This window comes from Streptomyces argenteolus (assembly GCF_042902585.1).
Classification (GTDB): Bacteria; Actinomycetota; Actinomycetes; order Streptomycetales; family Streptomycetaceae; genus Streptomyces; species Streptomyces argenteolus.
The window spans coordinates 637265-655602 of the sequence record NZ_JBIBEG010000001.1 but is presented as its reverse complement, the minus strand read 5'-3'; the positions used below and the strand labels follow the sequence as shown (position 1 = coordinate 655602).

Sequence of the window (18338 nt, the reverse complement as noted above, 5' to 3'; positions counted from 1 at the left end):
CCCGCCCTCACTCGCCCAGATACCTCGGCGTCTGCTTGGCGAGGAAGGCCTCGACCGCGATCGTGTGGTCCTTGGAGGCGCCCGCCTTCGTCTGGAGCTCGTCCTCCTTCTCCAGCGTCTCGGCGAGGGTGTGCCCCGCGCCGTACGCCACGGACGCCTTCAGCGCCGCGTACGCCACCGTCGGTCCGTCCGCCAGGGCGCGGGCCACCGCGTGGGCCTCCGCCGCCAGGTCGGCCGCGGGGACCACCTTGTTCGCGATGCCCAGCTCGTAGGCCTCCTGCGCGGAGATCGAACGCGGGAAGAACAGCAGGTCCGCGGCGCGGCTCGCGCCGATCAGCCGCGGCAGGGTCCAGGAGACGCCGGAGTCGGCGGTCAGCGCCACGCCCGCGAACGACGTGTTGAAGGCGGCGGTGTCGGCGACCACGCGGTAGTCGGCGGCGAGCGCGAAGCCGAAGCCCGCGCCGGCCGCGACCCCGTTGACCCCCGCGACCACGGGCTTCTCCATCTCGGTGATCGCGCGAACGATGGGGTTGTAGTGCTCCGACACGGTGCTCAGCGCGTTGCCCGTGCCCGACGCGCTCGCCTCGGCCAGCTTGGCGACGTGCTCCTTGAGGTCCTGGCCCACGCAGAAGGCGCGCCCGGTGGCGGTGAGCAGAACCGCGCGCACCGCGGGGTCGGCCGCGACCGCCAGCAGGGCGTCGCGGAGCGCGACCTTGGCCGCCGTGTTCATGGCGTTCATCGCGTCGGGTCGGTTGATCGTGATCGTCGCGAGCCCGTGGCTCACGTCCGTGAGCACGGTGTCGGCCACGTCGGCCATCGCTGGGTCTCCTTAAGGGCGCCGGCATTGTGCCTGTCCAGGCAAGCATGGCGGACTTCCCGCGGGCCTGACATGTGACCTGCGTCTAACGATTGGCTCTCGGCTGAGGGCCGGGGGTGGCGCAGTATCGCAGCCGGATCGCCGAATTGGGTGGTTTTGGGAAAGCGCGTTGCGCAAGCGATGCCGACCGATGTTGGTCATCGGGGTCTTCGATGCGGGATAATGCGGAGGAAGCATTGTGTTCGACGCCGGTGAGGCAGCGCCTGTCATGGGGCCGCCGGCTGCGATGAGCTGGTTTCAGGAAGGGGAACGAGCATGGCGGCCATGAAGCCGCGGACGGGCGACGGCCCGCTCGAGGTGACAAAGGAGGGGCGGGGCATCGTCATGCGCGTTCCGCTCGAAGGCGGCGGTCGGCTTGTCGTCGAGCTGACTCCGGACGAGGCCGACGCACTTGGCGACGCACTGAAGCAGGTCGTCGGCTGAGGCGCAGGCGCCCACACTTCACCACTGCCCCGGCACGGACTCCGTGCCGGGGCAGTGGTGCGCCGTAGGCCGGAACGACGAGGACGGGAACGGCCACGGGGGCAGGCGGGGCGAGGAGGCCGGAGCGGGCCGGTCAGCCGCGCCGCACCGCGCACAGCAGGCCGTCGCCCACCGGCAGCAGGGTCGCCATGAGCTCCTGGCTCTCGCGCACGGCCCGCAGCAGTTCGCGCAGGCGCAGCACCTCGGCGGGCTGCGCCGCGGAGTCGATGGTGCGGCCGTCGGCGAACACACCCTCGAAGCACACGAGGCCACCCGGTCGTAGCAGGCGCAACGATTCAGCGAGACAGTCGAGACTCTCCAGCCGGTCGCCGTCGCAGAAGACGAGGTCGTACCCGCCGTCCGCGAGCCGCGGCAGGACGTCGAGCGCGCGGCCGGGGATGAAGCGGGCACGGTTGGTGGCGAAGCCCGCCGCGCGGAACGCCTCCCGGGCGAACTGCTGACGCTCGGGCTCCGGGTCGACGGTGGTCAGTACGCCGTCCGGGCGCATGCCCTGGAGCAGATAGATGCCGGACACGCCGGTTCCGGTGCCGATCTCGGCCACCGCCTTGGCGTCCGCGGTGGCAGCGAGCAGACGCAGCGCCGCGCCGGTGCCCGAGGACACCGGGCGGAGCCCTGACTCCTGGGCCCGGTCCCGCGCCCAGAGCAGAGCTTCTTCCTCGGCGACAAAGGCGTCGGCGAATGCCCAGCTCGTCTGCCGGTTGGCGGTAATGACCCTCTCCTGTCCCCGTAGTTCGCGCAACGGTGACTGTATCCGCTGCACCCGGGAACCCGCAGATGGGACCAGGCGTTAGAAGGGGGCGGAGGACAACAGCTGGACCGGGCCCTCGGGCCGGGCCCGGAATGTGCCTCTTGCTCCCGGCGAGACCGGGGCGCCAGCAGGGAAAAGGCTTATCCGGAGCTAACGGGCGAGGTGGCTATGGTAGGGGCTCCACTGGACACCACCAGAGCCGATAGGGGAGGTGCGGCTGCGCCTGTGGATCGGAGAGGAGCGCTGCGGCGCTTTCTCAGGTCGGCGGGTGAGCCGAAATCCGTGACCAACATTGCTGACCGTTCTTCCAACGATTCCGCACCGACCGCGACCTTCGCCTCAGATGCGGATTCCCAGGCGTGGACCCCGCCCTCATGGGAAGAGATCGTCAGCACGCACAGCGCCCGTGTGTACCGCCTCGCCTACCGGCTGACGGGTAACCAGCACGACGCGGAGGACCTCACCCAGGAAGTCTTCGTCCGCGTCTTCCGGTCGCTGTCGACCTACACGCCCGGCACCTTCGAGGGCTGGCTGCACAGGATCACGACGAATCTCTTCCTGGACATGGTCCGCCGCAAGCAGCGGATCCGTTTCGACTCGCTCGGCGACGACGCGGCCGAGCGCCTGCCGAGCCGTGAGCCGTCTCCGCAGCAGGTCTTCAACGACACGCACTTCGACGCGGACGTCCAGCAGGCGCTGGACACCCTCGCGCCCGAGTTCCGTGCGGCCGTCGTCCTCTGCGACATCGAGGGCCTCTCCTACGAGGAGATCGCCGCCACGCTCGGCGTGAAGCTCGGCACGGTGCGCAGCCGCATCCACCGCGGTCGCTCGCACCTGCGCAAGGCACTCCAGCACCGTTCGCCCGAGGCCCGCGCCGAGCAGCGTTCCCTGGCGGACGCGGTCCTGGCAGGGGAGGGCGGAACGGCGTGAGTGGCACACGTCCGACCCCCGCGGAGCAGCATCTCGGGGACCGGCTCGCCGCGCTTGTCGACGGCGAGCTCAAACACGACGCGCGGGAGCGGGTCCTGGCCCATCTCGCGACCTGTTCGCGCTGCAAGGCCGAGGCCGACGCCCAGCGGCGGCTGAAGAGCGCCTTCGCGACCTCCGCCGCCCCGTCGCCCTCCGAGGGTTTCCTCGCCCGGTTGCAGGGTCTTCCCGGCGGCTCCGGATCCGACGACGACGGCTCCGGCGGCCCCTTCGGTGGCAACCGGCGTCTCTCGGACGGCATCTTCCCCGTGCTCCAGCCCGGCGGTCCGGCGGAAGCGGGTCGCTCACCGCTGGACGGTTTCGGCTACCTCCCCACGGCCCACGGTTCGACGGCGGTGCTCCCGGGCGGCTCCTCGCACCGGGGTTTCCGCATCCATGACGTGAGCCGCGAGGCCGACCGATCCCCTTGGCGTGCCCGGCGCTTCGCGTTCGCCGCGGCCAGTGCCGTCTCGCTGGCGGCCATCGCCCTCGGCGGCGCCCTTCCGCTCGACTACAGCCCCGAGGCTCCTCTCAGTGCCGAGGGCGCCGGCAGCAGCGCGGTTCCGCTCGACGCGCGGGAGCGGACCGGCGGCGCCGGAACGGCGGCCAGCCGCAGCGGCGGCGGGGCACTCGCCGTACAGGAGGGCCGGCAGGGTGCGGGCAGCCCCGTCCCCTCCGCCTCGGGCCGGCCCGTGCTCGCCTCCGCGCCGTCGCTGCTCAGCACCTCGCCGCTCACCGCGGGCACGTACACCTTCCCCGTGCTGAACGTGAGCGTGCCGCCGCTCATACGCCCGACCGACGCCGGCCCGCTCTACTCGGCGTCGCCCGGGAGGGGAGCGGATCCGCAGCGGCCTGTGCCGTCCGCGACGACCGTGACACCGCCTGTTTACGACCACGCGATGCCGCTTTCCCCGCTGCGCTGACCGGCAGCCTGCGCGCCGATTCGCAAACCTGGTTGAATTCCGGCAGGGACGCCTCTGTGGGGCGTGCAAGGGCCAGTTGCGGGGAGAGCATGGACGACGGTAGGCCCAGCGGGCCGAAGACGAAGTGGTGGAGCCGTCCCTCGACGGGACGGTCCGGCCCGGCCGGACCGCAGGCCCCCGCCCCCGGCGCGGCGGACGAGACCGCAGGAACACCCGCGCCGTCCGCCGGGACCGAGGACTACGTGCACGCGCCACCGGCGCCCGCCGCGCCGCCGGCCCCCGGCGACCCGGCTGACGAGCCGTCCGCCGGCGCCGTGGCCGCCCCGCCGTCCGCCAGGACCGAGGCGGAGGACTACACCCCCGCACCTCCGGCCCCCGCCGAGCCGGTCGGTTCCGCCTCCCCGGCCCACGCCGGTCCGGCCGCCCCCGCACCCGAGCCGCACGCTCCCGCGCCACGGACCCGGCCGCTGCACGCGCCCGACGAGTACAGCACCCCGCCCTACGGCGGCCCGGGGCCCTGGGCCCCCGCGCCGCCGGTGCAGCGCCCGGTGCCGACCCCGGCCCAGGGCACCCCCGTACCCCCGCCGTACGCGGGCGGGAACGGCCACGGCACGCCCGCGCCCGCCCCGGCCCAGGCCGGGCAGGCGACCCCCGCCGAGAGCTACGCGCCGCCTCAGCAGATTCACACCGCTCAGCAGACTCACCCGGCCCCGCCGCAGGCTCACACCACCCAGCAGGGCCACTCCGCTTCTGCCCCGCCGCCGCAGCACACGGTGCCCCCGCAGTCCTCCGCACAGGCTCAGCAGCCGCAACTGGGGCCGCAGGCACCGCAGCAGCCCTCGCAGTGGCTGCGCTACGACCCCTGGGGTGCGCCTCAGCAGCCTCAGCAACCGCACCAGCCCCTGAGCCACCCGGGACCCGAGAGCGGGCCGCGCAGAGGCCGCCGGGGGTCCCTCGTCATCGGCGCCGCGCTGCTCGCGCTGGTCGCGGGCGGGATCGGTGGCGGCATCGGCGCCTACGTCGAGCGCAACGGCGGCCTGACCACGGTCGAGCTCCCCCAAGCAGGACGCGACGACGGTGGCCGGGCACCGGAGAGCGTCGCCGGTATCGCCGCCAGCGCGCTCCCCAGCGTGGTCACCCTGCACGTCAGCGGCTCCGCCGAGTCCGGCACCGGCACCGGCTTCGTGCTCGACGGCAAGGGGCACATCCTCACCAACAACCATGTGGTCGCCCCCGCGGGCTCCACCGGCGACATCACGGTCACCTTCAGTGGAGGGGAGACCGCGTCCGCCGAGATGGTCGGCAAGGACAGCGGCTACGACCTCGCCGTGGTCAAGGTGACCGGGGTGTCGGGCCTCACGCCACTGCCGCTCGGCAACTCCGACAACGTGCAGGTGGGCGACCCGGTGGTGGCCATCGGGGCCCCCTTCGACCTGTCCAACACGGTCACCTCGGGGATCATCAGCGCCAAGCAGCGGCCCATCACCGCCGGCGGTGAGAAGGGCGACGGCACCGACGTCAGCTACGTCGACGCCCTGCAGACCGACGCCCCGATCAACCCGGGCAACTCCGGTGGGCCCCTGGTCGACTCCGACGCCCATGTCATCGGCATCAACAGCGCCATCCGCGCCGCCGACAGCGCCTCCGGTGCCGAAGGCGGCCAGTCCGGCTCCATCGGCCTCGGCTTCGCGATACCGATCAACCAGGGCAAGCGGGTCGCCGAGGAGCTGATCAATACCGGCAAGGCCACCCACCCCGTGATCGGCGTCACGCTCGACATGGAGTTCACGGGCGACGGTGCCAAGGTCGGAGGCAAGGCGGCCGACGGCGGATCGGCCGTGACGCAGGGGGGTCCCGCCGACAAGGCCGGCATCCGGGCGGGGGACGTCATCACCGCCGTGGAGGGCCAGCGCGTGCACAGCGGGGAGGAACTGATCGTCAAGATCCGCGCCCACCGCCCGGGCGACCGGCTCGGCCTCCGGCTGACCCGCGGTGGAAAGGAACTGTCCAAGACCTTGACCCTGGGGTCGGCGAGCGGCACCTGACGGACACCGGCAGGTACCGCGCGGACAGCTTCGCCGGGTACCGTGGAGCGGCCCGGGCCCTGACGACCTGGCGGCGCAGACCACGCGGAGAACACGCAGAGAACACGAGGAGCAGCAAGGTGTTCAATGACATAGGCGCACTCGAGTTGCTGACGCTCGTGGTTCTCGCCGTGCTCGTATTCGGCCCGGAGAAGCTGCCGAAGGTCATCCAGGACGTCACGCGCACCATTCGCAAGATCCGTGAGTTCTCGGACAGCGCGAAGGAGGACATCCGCTCGGAGCTCGGCCCGCAGTTCAAGGACTTCGAGTTCGAGGACCTCAACCCCAAGACGTACATCCGTAAGCAGCTCACCAACGGGAACGACGAACTGGGGCTCAAGGAGATCCGGGAGAGCTTCGACCTCCGCAAGGAGATGGCCGAGGTCACCGACGCGGTGAACGGCCGCGAGAGCGCGTCCCCCACCGGTGCCGCCGCTGCCGCGTCCGGGGCGGCCGCCGGAGCCCCCGACCTCCTCAAGAAGCCGGCGCAGCCCGCCAAGGACGAGCGCCCGCCCTTCGACGCAGACGCCACCTGAGACCCGTCAATCCCGGCTCGTCCGGACGGTATGGCTATTCTCCATCTGTCCGGTTGCGAGGTTGCCCATGCCCATGGGGGGAGGGCCGCTCCGGATCAGCGGAAGATCGAGGAGGCGGCCGGGCAGATGGAGACGACGAGTCGGGTAGGGGCGGACGGTGCGCCCAGCACAGTCACCGCAGAGGGGGTGCCGGCGACCCGGCGTACTGTCGACGGCTATCTCAAGGCGCCGTTCCCCTGGTACGGGCTGGACGGCGCCTTCACGGGCCCACGCTGGCTGATGCACGTCACCGCCACGGCGGACGACACGGTGCAGCACGGTTCCACCGGGCACGGTGAGGAGCCGGTGGTGCGCGCGGACGCGGGGGCGGAGAAGGCGCGCTTCGCGGTGGTCGTGACGGTGGGCAGCAGCCCGGTGCGCGACAGCGACGACGGGACGGGTGTGCTGGACGCCACGACCGTCTCGTCGGCGGCCTGGCTGGCGGGCTCCGGCCTGCTGGACTGCACCTGGCCTCCGCAGATGGACCACACGCTGCGTGGCGAATGGCTGAACCAGCAGACGGAGACCGCGTTCGAGCTCGCCCACGACCTCGGCCGGGCCCCCTGGTCGACGCTGTCGCTCCCGGTGGACGGTGTGCCCGTGGAGTTCCACTACCGCGAGTCCGAGTTCGGCTGGGTGCTGGCCGGCTCGGCTCCCGAGGGGGTGCACATCGGCGCGTACGGGCGCGGCATGAGCGCCTACGGCCTCGGCTTCGCGGTGATCGGTGACATCGCCTCGTACGAGGAGAGCTGAGCGGTACGCAGACGGGCGGTGGGCGGCCTCGCAGGAGGCTGCCCACCGCCCGTCGCACGCTCAGAACTTGTTGCGCGGGGTGAGACCCAGGGACATGCCCGACAGGCCGCGCTGACGGCCGCTCAGCTTCTCCGCGATGGACCGCAGGGCCGAGCCGGCCGGGGAGTCCGGGTCGGACAGCACGACGGGCTTGCCCTCGTCGCCGCCCTCGCGCAGCCGTACGTCGATCGGGATGGACCCGAGGACCGGCACCTCGGCGCCGACCGTCTTCGTCAGCCCGTCGGCGACCCGCTGGCCCCCGCCCGAACCGAACACGTCGACCATCTCGTCGCAGTGCGGGCACGGCATGCCCGACATGTTCTCGACCACGCCGACGATCTTCTGGTGGGTCTGCACGGCGATCGAGCCGGCCCGTTCCGCGACCTCCGCCGCCGCCTGCTGCGGGGTCGTGACGACCAGGATCTCGGCGTTGGGCACGAGCTGCGCCACGGAGATCGCGATGTCTCCGGTGCCCGGCGGCAGGTCGAGCAGCAGGACGTCGAGGTCGCCCCAGTACACGTCGGCGAGGAACTGCTGGAGCGCCCGGTGCAGCATGGGGCCGCGCCACACCACCGGGGCGTTGCCCGGGGTGAACATGCCGATGGAGATCACCTTCACGCCGTGCGAGGACGGCGGCATGATCATGTTCTCGACCTGGGTGGGCTTGCCGTCCGCGCCGAGCATCCGGGGCACGCTGTGCCCGTAGATGTCCGCGTCCACCACACCGACCTTGAGCCCGTCGGCCGCCATGGCCGCGGCGAGGTTCACCGTCACCGAGGACTTGCCGACGCCGCCCTTGCCGGACGCCACCGCGTAGACCCGCGTCAGCGAACCGGGCTTGGCGAACGGCACCTCGCGCTCCGCCGTGCCACCGCGCAGCGAGGAGGCGAGCTCCTTGCGCTGCTCGTCACTCATCACGTCGAGCGTCACCTCGACCCGCGAGACGCCCTCGACGCGGGCCACCGCGTCGGTCACGTTCTTGGTGATCGTCTCGCGCATCGGGCAGCCGGAGACCGTGAGATACACGGTGACAGCGACTACACCGTCAGGATCGATCTCGACCGACTTCACCATGCCCAGCTCGGTGATCGGTCGGTGGATCTCCGGGTCGTTCACTGTCGCCAGTGCTTCGCGCACCGCGTCTTCCGTAGCCATAGGACGATGGTACGGCGCCGATCCCTACGGGCGGGTAGCCCCTCCGCGGTCACCTTCGTCACTCTCGACCGGAAGGAACAGCCGGCGCTCCTCCATGTCCTTCACCATGGCCTCCAGCTCCGAGCGGATCCAGTCACGCGTGGCGACCTCGCCGAGGCCCATCCGCAGCGCCGCGATCTCCCTGCTGAGGAACTCGGTGTCGGCGATGGAGCGCTCGTTCTGCTTGCGGTCCTGCTCGTGGGTGACCCGGTCACGGTCGTCCTGGCGGTTCTGCGCGAGCAGGATCAGAGGGGCCGCGTAGGAGGCCTGGAGGGACAGCATCAGCGTCAGGAAGATGAACGGGTACTCGTCGAACCGCAGGTCCGGCGGCGCGAAGATGTTCCACACCACCCACAGGATGATGATCAGCGTCATCCAGACGATGAACCGCCCGGTGCCCAGGAAGCGGGCGATGCGCTCGGAGAACCGGCCGAACGCCTCGGGGTCGTACTCCGGCAGCAGCCGGCGCCGGGGCGCCTTCGGCTGGTCGAGCCGGGGCCGCGGAGGGCGCACGATGCCCGAGGCGCCGGTCGGCACGGTACGCGAACGGTCCTCAGCTGCCACCGGCGATCCCCTCCTCGCCCTGGAAGTCGGTCTCGCGCCAGTCCTCCGGGAGCAGGTGGTCCAGCACGTCGTCGACGGTCACCGCGCCCAGCAGCGAGCCGCTCTCGTCCACGACGGGCACGGAGACCATGTTGTACGCCGCCAGATAGCTGGTCACGGCGGGCAGCGGGGTGTCCGGGGTGAGCGGCACGAGGTCGCTGTCGACGATCGAGCTGACGAGGGTGAACGGAGGGTCCCGCAGCAGCCGCTGGAAGTGCACGGTGCCCAGGTACTTGCCGGTCGGCGTCTCGTCCGGAGAGCGGCACACGTACACCTGGGCGGCGAGCGCGGGGGACAGGTCCTGCTGACGGACCCGGGCCAGTGCGTCGGCGACCGTCGCGTCCGGACGCAGGATGATCGGCTCGGTCGTCATCAGCCCGCCCGCGGTCCGCTCCTCGTACGACAGCAGACGGCGTACGTCGGCCGCGTCGTCCGGCCGCATCAGGGCCAGCAGCCGTTCCTTGTCCGCCTCCGGGAGCTCCGAGAGCAGGTCGGCGGCGTCGTCCGGGTCCATCGCCTCCAGGACGTCCGCGGCGCGGTCCTCCTCCAGCTTGCCGAGGATCTCCACCTGGTCGTCCCCGGGGAGCTCCTCCAGGACGTCCGCCAGCCGGTCGTCGTCGAGCGCGGCGGCGACCTCGGCCCGGCGCTTGGGCGTCAGATGGTGCATGGCGTTGGCGACATCGGTGGGGCGCAGCCGCTCGAAGGTCGCCACCAGACTCTCGGCGCCCTGCCCGTGCTCCTCCAGCGAGAAGCCGCTGATGGCCGACCACTCCACCGTCAGTGTCTCGCCCTTGCGGCGCAGGGCACCGCCACGGCCCTTGCGCACGAAGAACTTGTCGATCTCCCAGTCACGGCGGGCGGGGAGCTGCTGGATGGCGACGTCGAGGACGGTCACCTCCTCGTCCGTCTCCGTCAGCCTCACCCGCCGGTCGAGGAACTCGCCGAGGACGAGTCGCTCGGTCGGGCGTTGCTCGAACCGCCTCATGTTGACCACGCCGGTCGTGATGACCTGGCCCGACTCCACCCCGGTCACCCGGGTCATCGGCACGAAGATGCGCCGGCGGCTCACGACCTCGACGACCATGCCGAGCAGGCGCGGAGGCCTGCCTCCCACCCGCAGCATCGCCACCAGGTCGCGCACCCGGCCGACCTGGTCACCATTGGGGTCGAACACCGGTACGCCGGAGAGGTGTGAGACGAAAACTCTGGGAGCGCCTGCCGCCATCCTGTGCGCCTCCCTCGTCGTCCACGTCCTTCTGGGCCGTGATCAGGCTAGCCCGTACCGCTGCGGGGCGCCTTGGCGGACCGTCCGTAAGGCGCTCTGCCGAATGGCGTACGGCGCACGGGTACGCTGCCGTCTGCCACCCCCGACACACAGATGAGAGGCAGTGCGCCCGTGACCTCTTCCGCCCCGGCCGTCCGGGCCCGACGCCGGACCGTTGCCGCCGTGGTGCTCTGCGCGGGACTGACCGCCTCGCTCGCGGCCTGCGCGGGCGAGGACCCGGACAAGGGCACCAACGGAGTCGGCAAGCTGACGGCCGCACAGATCGACCGGAAGACGCGGGCCGCCGCAGACGCCGCGGACGCGGTGCGGCTGACGGGGAAGCTGGTCAGCAAGGGCGTCACGTACAGCCTGAACATGCGGCTCAGCGGCGAGGGCGGCACCGGATCGGTCACCTCGGAGCAGAACACGTTCGCGCTGCTGCGGGTCGGTGACGAGCTCTTCCTCAAGGCCGACGCCGGCTTCTGGAAGGGCGGGACGGGCGACGACGAGAGCGACCAGGCCGCCGACAAGCTCCAGGGCAAGTACGTCAAGGTTCCCGAGGACGACCCGACCTACCAGCAGCTGCGCGGTTTCACGGAGAAGAAGACGCTGCTCGACGGGATGCTCACGCTCCACGGAAAGGTCAACAAGGGCGACCGGGACACCATCGGCGGGATCCGCACCGTGCAGATCATGGGCGGAAAGGGTGAGGGGGGTGCGCTCGACGTCTCCCTGGAGGGCACCCCGTACCCCCTGCGGGTCGCCCGCGGCGGGGGCGGCGGCACCATCACCCTCGCCGACTGGGGTCAGACGTTCGCGCTGGAGGCACCGTCCGAGGACGACACCGTCGACTACGGCGGCGAGCTGCCCAGGTCCTCCGGCTGACGGAGCCCGTCAGCGCCTGCCCCGGCGCTTCAGGAGCAGCCGGGGCAGCGCGGCGGGGGCCGTGCGCCGGGTGGTCGCCGGGGTGGGAAGCGGAGTCGCGGCCAGCGAGCCGTCCGGCAGATCGGTACGGGAGGCACCGGGCGTCAGCCGTACGACCCGGCACTCACGCGCCCAGCGTTCGGCCATCCGTTCGGCGTCCGGTGCGTTCAGCCGTTTGCCCTTGAGCTCGCCGACCGCGGCCTCCCACGCCTCGGAGTGCGGTTCCAGGACCGTGACGTCGGCGGTCCAGGCCACGAGTCGGCCGCCCTTGTCCTTGCTGCGCACGGTCACGTCGGCGGCGGCGCCGGCGTCCAGCCCCGGGGGGAGCGGCTGCTCGCCCGGGCCGTCCCCGACGAGCACCGCGGCGCCCTCGTGCCACACGTGCCACAGCGCCCGGGCGGGTCCGGTGCCCCGCACCCAGATCAGGCCGGACTTCTTGGTGGCCTCCTCGACGAGAGCCCGGGCCAGCAACACGTCAGCAGCAGTCATGCCCGAACTCTATTAGAGCCAGCCGTTGCGCTTGAGGGTGCGGTGGATGGAGAAACAGACGACACCGATGAGCGCCAGCACCATCGGATAGCCGTACGTCCACCGCAGTTCGGGCATGTGCTCGAAGTTCATGCCGTACACCCCGCAGATCATCGTGGGTACGGCGATGATGGCCGCCCAGGAGGTGATCTTGCGCATGTCCTCGTTCTGCGTGACCGTCGCCTGCGCCAGATTGGCCTGGAGGATGGAGTTGAGCAGTTCGTCGAAGCCGATGACCTCTTCGTGCACGCGGGCCAGGTGGTCGGCCACGTCACGGAAGTACTTCTGGATGTCGGGGTCGATCAGCCGCATGGGGCGTTCGCTGAGCAGCTGCATCGGCCGCAGCAGGGGCGACACGGCGCGCTTGAACTCCAGTACCTCGCGCTTGAGCTGGTAGATCCGGCCCGCGTCCGAGCCACGCCGGCTGCCCTTCGCCGGGGTGGAGAACACGTCGATCTCCACCTCGTCGATGTCGTCCTGCACCGATCCGGCCACCGCGATGTACCCGTCGACGACGTGGTCGGCGATGGAGTGCAGCACGGCGGAGGGGCCCTTGGCGAGCAGTTCGGGATCGTCCTGGAGCCGGTGCCGCAGGGCGCGCAGCGAACCCTGGCCGCCGTGCCGGACGGTGATGACGAAGTCCCGTCCGGTGAAGCACATCACCTCGCCGGTCTCGACGACCTCGCTGGTCGCGGTCAGTTCGGCGTGCTCGACGTAGTGGATCGTCTTGAAGACCGTGAACAGCGTCTCGTCGTACCGCTCCAGCTTGGGCCGCTGGTGGGCGTGGACCGCGTCCTCCACGGCGAGCGGGTGGAGCCCGAACTCCCGGGCGATACCGGAGAACTCCTCCTCGGTCGGCTCGTGCAGGCCGATCCAGGCGAAGCCGCCGTCCTCGCGCACCCGGAGCATCGCCTCGCGCGGCGTCAGGCAGGAGGCGTCGGTGACCCTGCGTCCGTCGCGGTAGACCGCGCAGTCGACCACGGCGCTGGAGACGGAGGGGTCACGCGTGGTGTCGTACGTGCTGTACGGGGTGTTGCTCTTGCGCAGGGACGGGCGCACGGCGGCGCGCAGGTCACGGATCATCGACATGGCTGGCTCCTCTTCCACGGAGAGCCGTCGGCGGGGCGTGGAACAGCCCGGAATGGGGACGTGCGCTCACGTCCGCAAAGCGGGCGGCACCGCGCGGGCGCGATGACGGCGTTCGCTACAGACAGGCAAAAACGAGGGGCTCTTCCGGTGCGCGAACTGCCGTGGTGAGGTCCGGGAAGGACGTCAGATCACAGAAGGCAGACGTCGTGCGGAAGAGCGGTTGGTACTGCACGGTCGACTTGGATCCACCGCAGCCCCACCTCCTCCGGCCGGTCCCCCGTGGGGGATCACGTGTTGTCAGGACTGAGAGCGACGCTTGGCGTGCTGTCCCGACCGACGGCCCAGGCTATCAGCCTGACTCAGGGCCAATTCCTTCCTTTGCCCGTTCACAACGCGTTCTATGCTCGCGGCATGCGAGAAATTCTTGATCTGGTCGAGGCCCGTCTCCGTACGGCGCTGGGGGAGCCGGACGCGCGCGCCGACGTGACGTTCCTCGGCACGGACCGTATCGAGGTGCTCCGCTTCGTCGACGGCGACGTGGTGCGCTACGCGACGCTCGGCATGTCGGCCCAGCCGATGGCCGATCCCACCTCGCCGCTCGCCGACCCGGTGAAGGGGCCGCGCGCCGAGCTGGTCCTCTCCGTGCGGGCGAGGCTCGCGGACACCGACCAGGTGCTGCGGCCCCTTGCGGTACTGGCGGCGTCCCCGCAGGTCGAAGGGCTGATCGTGGCCCCGGGCGCGTCGCTCGACCTCGGGCAGCCGCTGTGGCCCGGAGCGCCCTTCGGCTCCGTCCTGGTCGCCGAACCCGGCGGCCTGGTCGAGGATCTGGAGCTGGACGCCCCGATGGACCCGGTGCGCTTCCTGCCGCTGCTGCCGATGACGCACAACGAGGCCGCCTGGAAGCGGGTCAGGGGCGCTCAGGAGCTCCAGGAGCGCTGGCTCTCGCAGGGCACGGACCTGCGGGACCCGCTGCGCGGGTCCGTGGCGCTGGACTGACGCACGCGGGGCGTGCGAGGGGCGCGCAGCGTACGCCGGGGCGGGCGGCACGCGGTTCGGGTGCACCCGGAAGGCGCGCGGAACGCGGAAGGCCCCGCCGCGCGGCCAGGAGGGGGACCGTGGGCGGGGCCGGACGGGGGAGCCGCGTCAGTCGGCGAAGACGGTGACACCGTCCTCGGCGGCGTGCCGGGGCTCCAGCTCCTCGGCCTGCTGGGTCAGCGCGGCGCGCCGGACCCACACCACCAGCGCGCCGGCGAGGGCGGCGACGGCGGCGACCACGAACGGGATGTGGATGTCGGTCCACTCCTCGATCTTCGGTGCGAGGTACGGAGCCGCGGCGGCGGCGAACCAGCGGACGAAGTTGTAGCCGGCGCTCGCCACCGGGCGCGGAGCGTCCGAGACGCCGAGGGCGAGCTCGGTGTAGACCGTGTTGTTCATGCCGATGAACGCGCCGGAGACGATGGTGCAGACGACGGCCGTGGTGTGACCGCCGTAGCCGAGGATCACCAGGTCGGCGGCGAGCAGCACCAGCGAGCCGCCCACCACCTTCAGCGAGCCGAGGCGCCGCTGCAGCCGCGGGGCGACGAGCACGGAGAAGACGGCGAGCAGCAGGCCCCAGGCGAAGAACACCGCCCCCGACCTGTACGGCGACATGTCCAGCACGAACGGCGTGAAGGCCAGGATCGTGAAGAACGCGTAGTTGTAGAAGAACGCCGAGGTGGCGACCGAGGCCAGCCCGCCGTGGCCGAGCGCCCTGACCGGGTCGAGCAGCGAGGTCTTCCTGGCCGGCTTGGGCTGTTCCCTGAGGAACGCCGTGATGCACAGGAAGCCGATCGCCATCAGCGCGGCGGTCCCGAAGAACGGGTAGCGCCAGCTGGCGTCGCCGAGCAGGGCGCCGACCAGCGGCCCGCACGCCATGCCGAGGCCGAGGGCCGACTCGTACAGCAGGATCGCCGCGGCGCTGCCGCCCGCCGCGGCTCCCACGATCACCGCGAGGGCGGTCGACACGAACAGCGCGTTGCCCAGGCCCCAGCCCGCCCGGAAGCCGACGAGTTCGCCGACGGACGAGGAGGTCCCGGAGAGCGCGGCGAAGACGACGACCAGCGCGAGGCCGGCCAGCAGGGTCTTCCGGCCGCCGATGCGGCTGGAGACGAAACCGGTCACGAGCATCGCGACCGCGGTGATCAGGAAGTACGAGGTGAACAGCAGCGAGACCTGGCTCGGTGTGGCCTCCAGCCCCTCGGCGATGGACGGCAGGATCGGGTCCACCAGGCCGATCCCCATGAAGGCCACGACCGAGGCGCCCGCCGTGGCCCATACGGCCTTCGGCTGACGCAGGATGCTGGTCGCCCCTTCGTCGAACGGATCCTCTCCCCGCATGGCTTCTCTCGCTCTCCACTAGATCGTTGTCCCTTGCACAGAATAAGTTAGACACTCTAATAAGTGCAACTCACATCTATCTCTCCCGGCGGGAGCCGCGCTGCGGACGGGTGATCGTCCTTGACGCGACGACGACCGGAGAGGACCGTGGGGCGTTATGAGGGGCGAACCCAGTTGCCCGAAGTGCGGTGGCCGGGTCAGGGCGCCCGGCCTTTTCGCCGATGCCTGGCAGTGCGCCGCGCACGGCCAGGTGCACCCGATGCAGCCGGTGGTCCCGCCCAGCGTCGAGGCGCTCGGCGTGGTCGTGCACCGGGCCCAGGTGCCCGTGTGGATGCCCTGGCCGCTCCCCGTGGGCTGGCTGTTCACGGGCGCGGCGTACGCGGGCGACGACCGCAGCGGTGGCCGGGCCACCGCCGTGGCGTGTTCGGGTCCCGGCCCGCTCGGTGGCATGGGGGAGCTGCTGCTCGTCGCCGAGGAGCTCGGCGTCGGGCTCGGTGCGCGTTACGCGGGCATCGAGGGTCCCGACCCCGGTGCCGCCCTGGGTGTCGACTCCGCACCTGACGCCAAGGTCCTCGCGGCGGGCCGCCCCACCGCGCTCTGGCACGTCAAGGACGCCCCGGCCGACCGCGCCGTCTTCGCCGGCGAGGCCAGGGGGCTGTGGCTCTGGGCGATCGTCTGGCCCGAGCAGTCAGGGCTCCTGATGTACGACGAGCTGGTGCTGACCGACCTGCGCGAGGCGGGCGGCGAGGTGGACCTGCTGCCGTGCGGAGCACTCACCCCCCGGCTGCTCACACGGCCCTGACCAGGGCCGGCGGGGTGCCCCGGCGAGGGCTGAAGGGGTGACGGGCGGCGGTTATCCTTGAGCGTCCCCTGTCCGTCCGCCAGCACTGGAGTACGCGTCGTGCGCATCGATCTGCACACCCACTCCACCGCGTCGGACGGCACGGACACCCCCGCCGAACTGGTGGCAGCCGCCGCCGCGGCGGGTCTCGACGTCGTCGCCCTGACCGACCACGACACCGTGGGCGGCCACGCGCAGGCGGCAGCGGCCCTGCCCGAGGGGCTCACCCTCGTCACCGGCGCCGAACTCTCCTGCCGCATCGACGGCATCGGCCTGCACATGCTGGCCTACCTCTTCGACCCGGCCGAGCCCGAACTGGCCCGCGAGCGTGAGCTCGTCAGGGACGACCGGGTGCCGCGGGCCCAGGCCATGGTGGCCAGGCTCCAGGAGCTGGGTGTCCCGATCACCTGGGAGCAGGTCGCGCGGATCGCGGGCGACGGCTCGGTCGGCCGGCCGCACGTCGCCACCGCACTCGTGGAGCTGGGTGTCGTGGACACGGTCTCCGACGCCTTCACCTCGGCCTGGCTCGGGAACGGCGGGCGGGCGTACGCCGACAAGCACGAGCTCGACCCGTTCGACGCGATCCGGCTGGTCAAGGCCGCGGGCGGCGTCACCGTCTTCGCCCATCCCCTCGCCGTCAAGCGCGGCACCGTGGTGCCCGAGACCGTGATCGCGCAGCTGGCCGAGGCCGGACTCGACGGCATCGAGGTCGACCACATGGACCACGACGAGCCCACCAGGGCCCGGCTGCGGGGGCTCGCAGCCGAACTGGGGCTGCTGCCCACCGGTTCCAGCGACTACCACGGCACCCGCAAGACCGTCCGGCTCGGGGAGTACACCACCGATCCCGAGATCTACGGCGAGATCACCCGGCGCGCCACGGGAGCCTTCCCGGTGCCGGGCGCCGGCGGACCGCTCCCCGCGTAACGGAGCCACCCCGCCCACGACGGGCCCGCCCCGTTCGGCGGGGCGCTGCCCCTCCCCGCCTTCTTCGCGCGCAGGCGCGTCCGGCCGCCCTCGTGGCGCCGGCGTGCGCGCACCTCCCTGTTCCCCCCGCTCCTCTCTCGCAAGGCTCAAGGCTCACCGTGTTCGACATCGCTGTCTTCGGATCCCTTTTTCTCACCCTTTTTGTGATTATGGATCCTCCCGGAATCACCCCGATCTTCCTGGCCCTCACCGCGGGCCGCCCCGCAAAGGTCCAGCGCAGGATGGCCCTCCAGGCGGTCGCCGTCGCCTTCGGCGTGATCGCCGTCTTCGGACTGCTCGGCCAGCAGATCCTCGCCTACCTGCACGTCTCCGTGCCCGCACTGATGATCGCGGGCGGGCTGCTCCTGCTGCTGATCGCGCTCGACCTGCTCACCGGCAAGACGGACGAGCCCACCCAGACCAAGGACGTCAACGTGGCGCTCGTGCCGCTGGGTATGCCGCTGCTCGCCGGGCCCGGCGCGATCGTTTCGGTGATCCTCGCGGTGCAGCACGCCGACGGGGTGGGCGGGCAGGTCTCGGTCTGGTCGGCGATCGTCGCCATGCACCTCGTGCTCTGGGTGGTCATGCGCTACTCGCTGCTGATCATCCGCGTGATCAAGGACGGCGGAGTGGTGCTGGTGACCCGGCTCGCCGGGATGATGCTCTCGGCCATCGCCGTACAGCAGATCATCAACGGCGTCACCCAGGTCATCCAGACCTCCTGAACTCCCGGAGGTCGCCGGTGAGGTGTGCCCCCGGACACCACAGCGCCCCCGCACGGGCCTTCCGTGCGGGGGCGCTTCGTCTTCTTCAGCTCGTCATGCGCCGGTGGTCAGCGACACGAAGCGAAACCAGGTGTTATGAAGCCGACGTGTCGGCCGGCCGGATGTAGATGCGCTGGCCCATTGCCGCGGCCTGCTGCACGATCCGGTTGACGGAGGCGGCGTCCACGACGGTGCTGTCCACGGCGGTACCGTCGACATCGTCGAGTCGCATGATCTCGAAGCGCATACGGCTTCCCTTCGTCTGATCCTCCTGCTGGAGAACTACTGGGAGGACGGGCATGCCGTCCGCAAGGATGTGGAGCACACGGCGTCCGCGCCCC

General features: G+C 71.4%; 20 protein-coding genes. 11 read left to right on the top strand and 9 right to left on the bottom strand.

Annotated features, from left to right (window positions below):
* Nucleotides 1–7: 7 nt before the first annotated feature.
* On the bottom strand, nt 8–817 hold the full coding sequence (chcB, locus tag ACFY8O_RS02895; RefSeq protein ID WP_387898198.1) for a 2-cyclohexenylcarbonyl CoA isomerase: 810 nt from the start codon (nt 815–817) through the stop codon (nt 8–10).
* A gap of 315 nt (nt 818–1132) precedes the next feature.
* On the opposite strand from chcB, the gene ACFY8O_RS02890 reads away from it, so the two are divergent.
* Nucleotides 1133–1300, top strand: coding sequence for a DUF3117 domain-containing protein (locus tag ACFY8O_RS02890; protein WP_018105485.1), 168 nt, complete (start codon nt 1133–1135; stop codon nt 1298–1300).
* A 133-nt stretch (nt 1301–1433) separates the two neighbouring features.
* On the opposite strand, the gene ACFY8O_RS02885 is transcribed toward ACFY8O_RS02890, so the two are convergent.
* Nucleotides 1434–2099 carry an O-methyltransferase gene (locus ACFY8O_RS02885; protein WP_145803469.1) on the bottom strand — a complete coding sequence of 222 codons (666 nt, stop codon included), beginning with the start codon at nt 2097–2099 and terminating at the stop codon, nt 1434–1436.
* A 177-nt stretch (nt 2100–2276) separates the two neighbouring features.
* Between ACFY8O_RS02885 and sigE the strand changes: the two genes are divergently transcribed.
* From sigE to ACFY8O_RS02860, 5 genes are all read left to right on the top strand, one after another.
* Nucleotides 2277–3038 carry an RNA polymerase sigma factor SigE gene (sigE, locus tag ACFY8O_RS02880; RefSeq protein WP_208765960.1) on the top strand — a complete coding sequence of 254 codons (762 nt, stop codon included), beginning with the start codon at nt 2277–2279 and terminating at the stop codon, nt 3036–3038.
* The gene (locus ACFY8O_RS02875) at nt 3035–3997 is read left to right on the top strand and encodes an anti-sigma factor family protein (RefSeq protein ID WP_387898194.1); all 963 of its coding nucleotides are present in this window, start codon (nt 3035–3037) and stop codon (nt 3995–3997) included. The genes sigE and ACFY8O_RS02875 overlap by 4 nt, the downstream gene beginning before the upstream one ends.
* 89 nt (nt 3998–4086) lie before the next feature.
* Nucleotides 4087–6042 (top strand): trypsin-like peptidase domain-containing protein, encoded by a 1956-nt coding sequence (locus ACFY8O_RS02870; RefSeq protein WP_387898192.1) that lies wholly within the window; start codon nt 4087–4089, stop codon nt 6040–6042.
* Between the two features lie 119 nt (nt 6043–6161).
* On the top strand, nt 6162–6617 hold the full coding sequence (locus ACFY8O_RS02865) for a sec-independent translocase (RefSeq protein ID WP_145803462.1): 456 nt from the start codon (nt 6162–6164) through the stop codon (nt 6615–6617).
* Between the two features lie 126 nt (nt 6618–6743).
* The gene (locus ACFY8O_RS02860) at nt 6744–7409 is read left to right on the top strand and encodes a hypothetical protein (protein ID WP_145803460.1); all 666 of its coding nucleotides are present in this window, start codon (nt 6744–6746) and stop codon (nt 7407–7409) included.
* A gap of 60 nt (nt 7410–7469) precedes the next feature.
* Here ACFY8O_RS02860 and ACFY8O_RS02855 read toward each other — a convergent pair whose 3' ends face one another.
* The 3 genes from ACFY8O_RS02855 to ACFY8O_RS02845 are packed head-to-tail and all read right to left on the bottom strand — an operon-like array spanning nt 7470 to nt 10470.
* Nucleotides 7470–8603 (bottom strand): Mrp/NBP35 family ATP-binding protein, encoded by a 1134-nt coding sequence (locus tag ACFY8O_RS02855; protein WP_145803458.1) that lies wholly within the window; start codon nt 8601–8603, stop codon nt 7470–7472.
* A gap of 24 nt (nt 8604–8627) precedes the next feature.
* Nucleotides 8628–9206 (bottom strand): DUF1003 domain-containing protein, encoded by a 579-nt coding sequence (locus ACFY8O_RS02850; RefSeq protein WP_387898188.1) that lies wholly within the window; start codon nt 9204–9206, stop codon nt 8628–8630.
* Nucleotides 9196–10470, bottom strand: coding sequence for a magnesium transporter MgtE N-terminal domain-containing protein (locus tag ACFY8O_RS02845; protein ID WP_145803455.1), 1275 nt, complete (start codon nt 10468–10470; stop codon nt 9196–9198). Before ACFY8O_RS02845 ends, ACFY8O_RS02850 begins: the two co-directional genes overlap by 11 nt.
* 171 nt (nt 10471–10641) lie before the next feature.
* Between ACFY8O_RS02845 and ACFY8O_RS02840 the strand changes: the two genes are divergently transcribed.
* Nucleotides 10642–11394, top strand: a complete 753-nt coding sequence (locus tag ACFY8O_RS02840) for a hypothetical protein (protein WP_387898186.1) — start codon at nt 10642–10644, stop codon at nt 11392–11394.
* 9 nt (nt 11395–11403) lie between these two features.
* On the opposite strand, the gene ACFY8O_RS02835 is transcribed toward ACFY8O_RS02840, so the two are convergent.
* On the bottom strand, nt 11404–11922 hold the full coding sequence (locus ACFY8O_RS02835; protein WP_387898183.1) for a hypothetical protein: 519 nt from the start codon (nt 11920–11922) through the stop codon (nt 11404–11406).
* Nucleotides 11923–11934: 12 nt separating this feature from the next.
* A complete protein-coding gene (locus tag ACFY8O_RS02830; RefSeq protein ID WP_145803449.1) occupies nt 11935–13050 on the bottom strand; it encodes a magnesium and cobalt transport protein CorA in 1116 nt (371 codons plus the stop codon).
* A 411-nt stretch (nt 13051–13461) separates the two neighbouring features.
* Here ACFY8O_RS02830 and ACFY8O_RS02825 point away from each other — a divergent pair, with 411 nt between their 5' ends.
* Complete coding sequence (locus ACFY8O_RS02825) at nt 13462–14046, top strand: suppressor of fused domain protein (protein WP_387898181.1); 585 nt, start codon at nt 13462–13464, stop codon at nt 14044–14046.
* A gap of 147 nt (nt 14047–14193) precedes the next feature.
* Here the strand turns inward: ACFY8O_RS02825 and ACFY8O_RS02820 are convergent, their stop codons facing one another.
* Nucleotides 14194–15426, bottom strand: a complete 1233-nt coding sequence (locus tag ACFY8O_RS02820) for an MFS transporter (protein ID WP_387898178.1) — start codon at nt 15424–15426, stop codon at nt 14194–14196.
* Nucleotides 15427–15583: 157 nt separating this feature from the next.
* On the opposite strand from ACFY8O_RS02820, the gene ACFY8O_RS02815 reads away from it, so the two are divergent.
* From ACFY8O_RS02815 to ACFY8O_RS02805, 3 genes are all read left to right on the top strand, one after another.
* Nucleotides 15584–16228 (top strand): DUF6758 family protein, encoded by a 645-nt coding sequence (locus ACFY8O_RS02815; protein ID WP_387898176.1) that lies wholly within the window; start codon nt 15584–15586, stop codon nt 16226–16228.
* Nucleotides 16229–16327: 99 nt separating this feature from the next.
* The gene (locus tag ACFY8O_RS02810; RefSeq protein ID WP_387898174.1) at nt 16328–17194 is read left to right on the top strand and encodes a PHP domain-containing protein; all 867 of its coding nucleotides are present in this window, start codon (nt 16328–16330) and stop codon (nt 17192–17194) included.
* A gap of 158 nt (nt 17195–17352) precedes the next feature.
* A complete protein-coding gene (locus ACFY8O_RS02805; RefSeq protein WP_145803439.1) occupies nt 17353–17958 on the top strand; it encodes a MarC family protein in 606 nt (201 codons plus the stop codon).
* 133 nt (nt 17959–18091) lie between these two features.
* Here the strand turns inward: ACFY8O_RS02805 and ACFY8O_RS02800 are convergent, their stop codons facing one another.
* Nucleotides 18092–18244: a hypothetical protein gene (locus tag ACFY8O_RS02800; protein ID WP_014154223.1), complete on the bottom strand. Its 153-nt coding sequence runs from the start codon at nt 18242–18244 to the stop codon at nt 18092–18094.
* Nucleotides 18245–18338 lie beyond the last annotated feature (94 nt).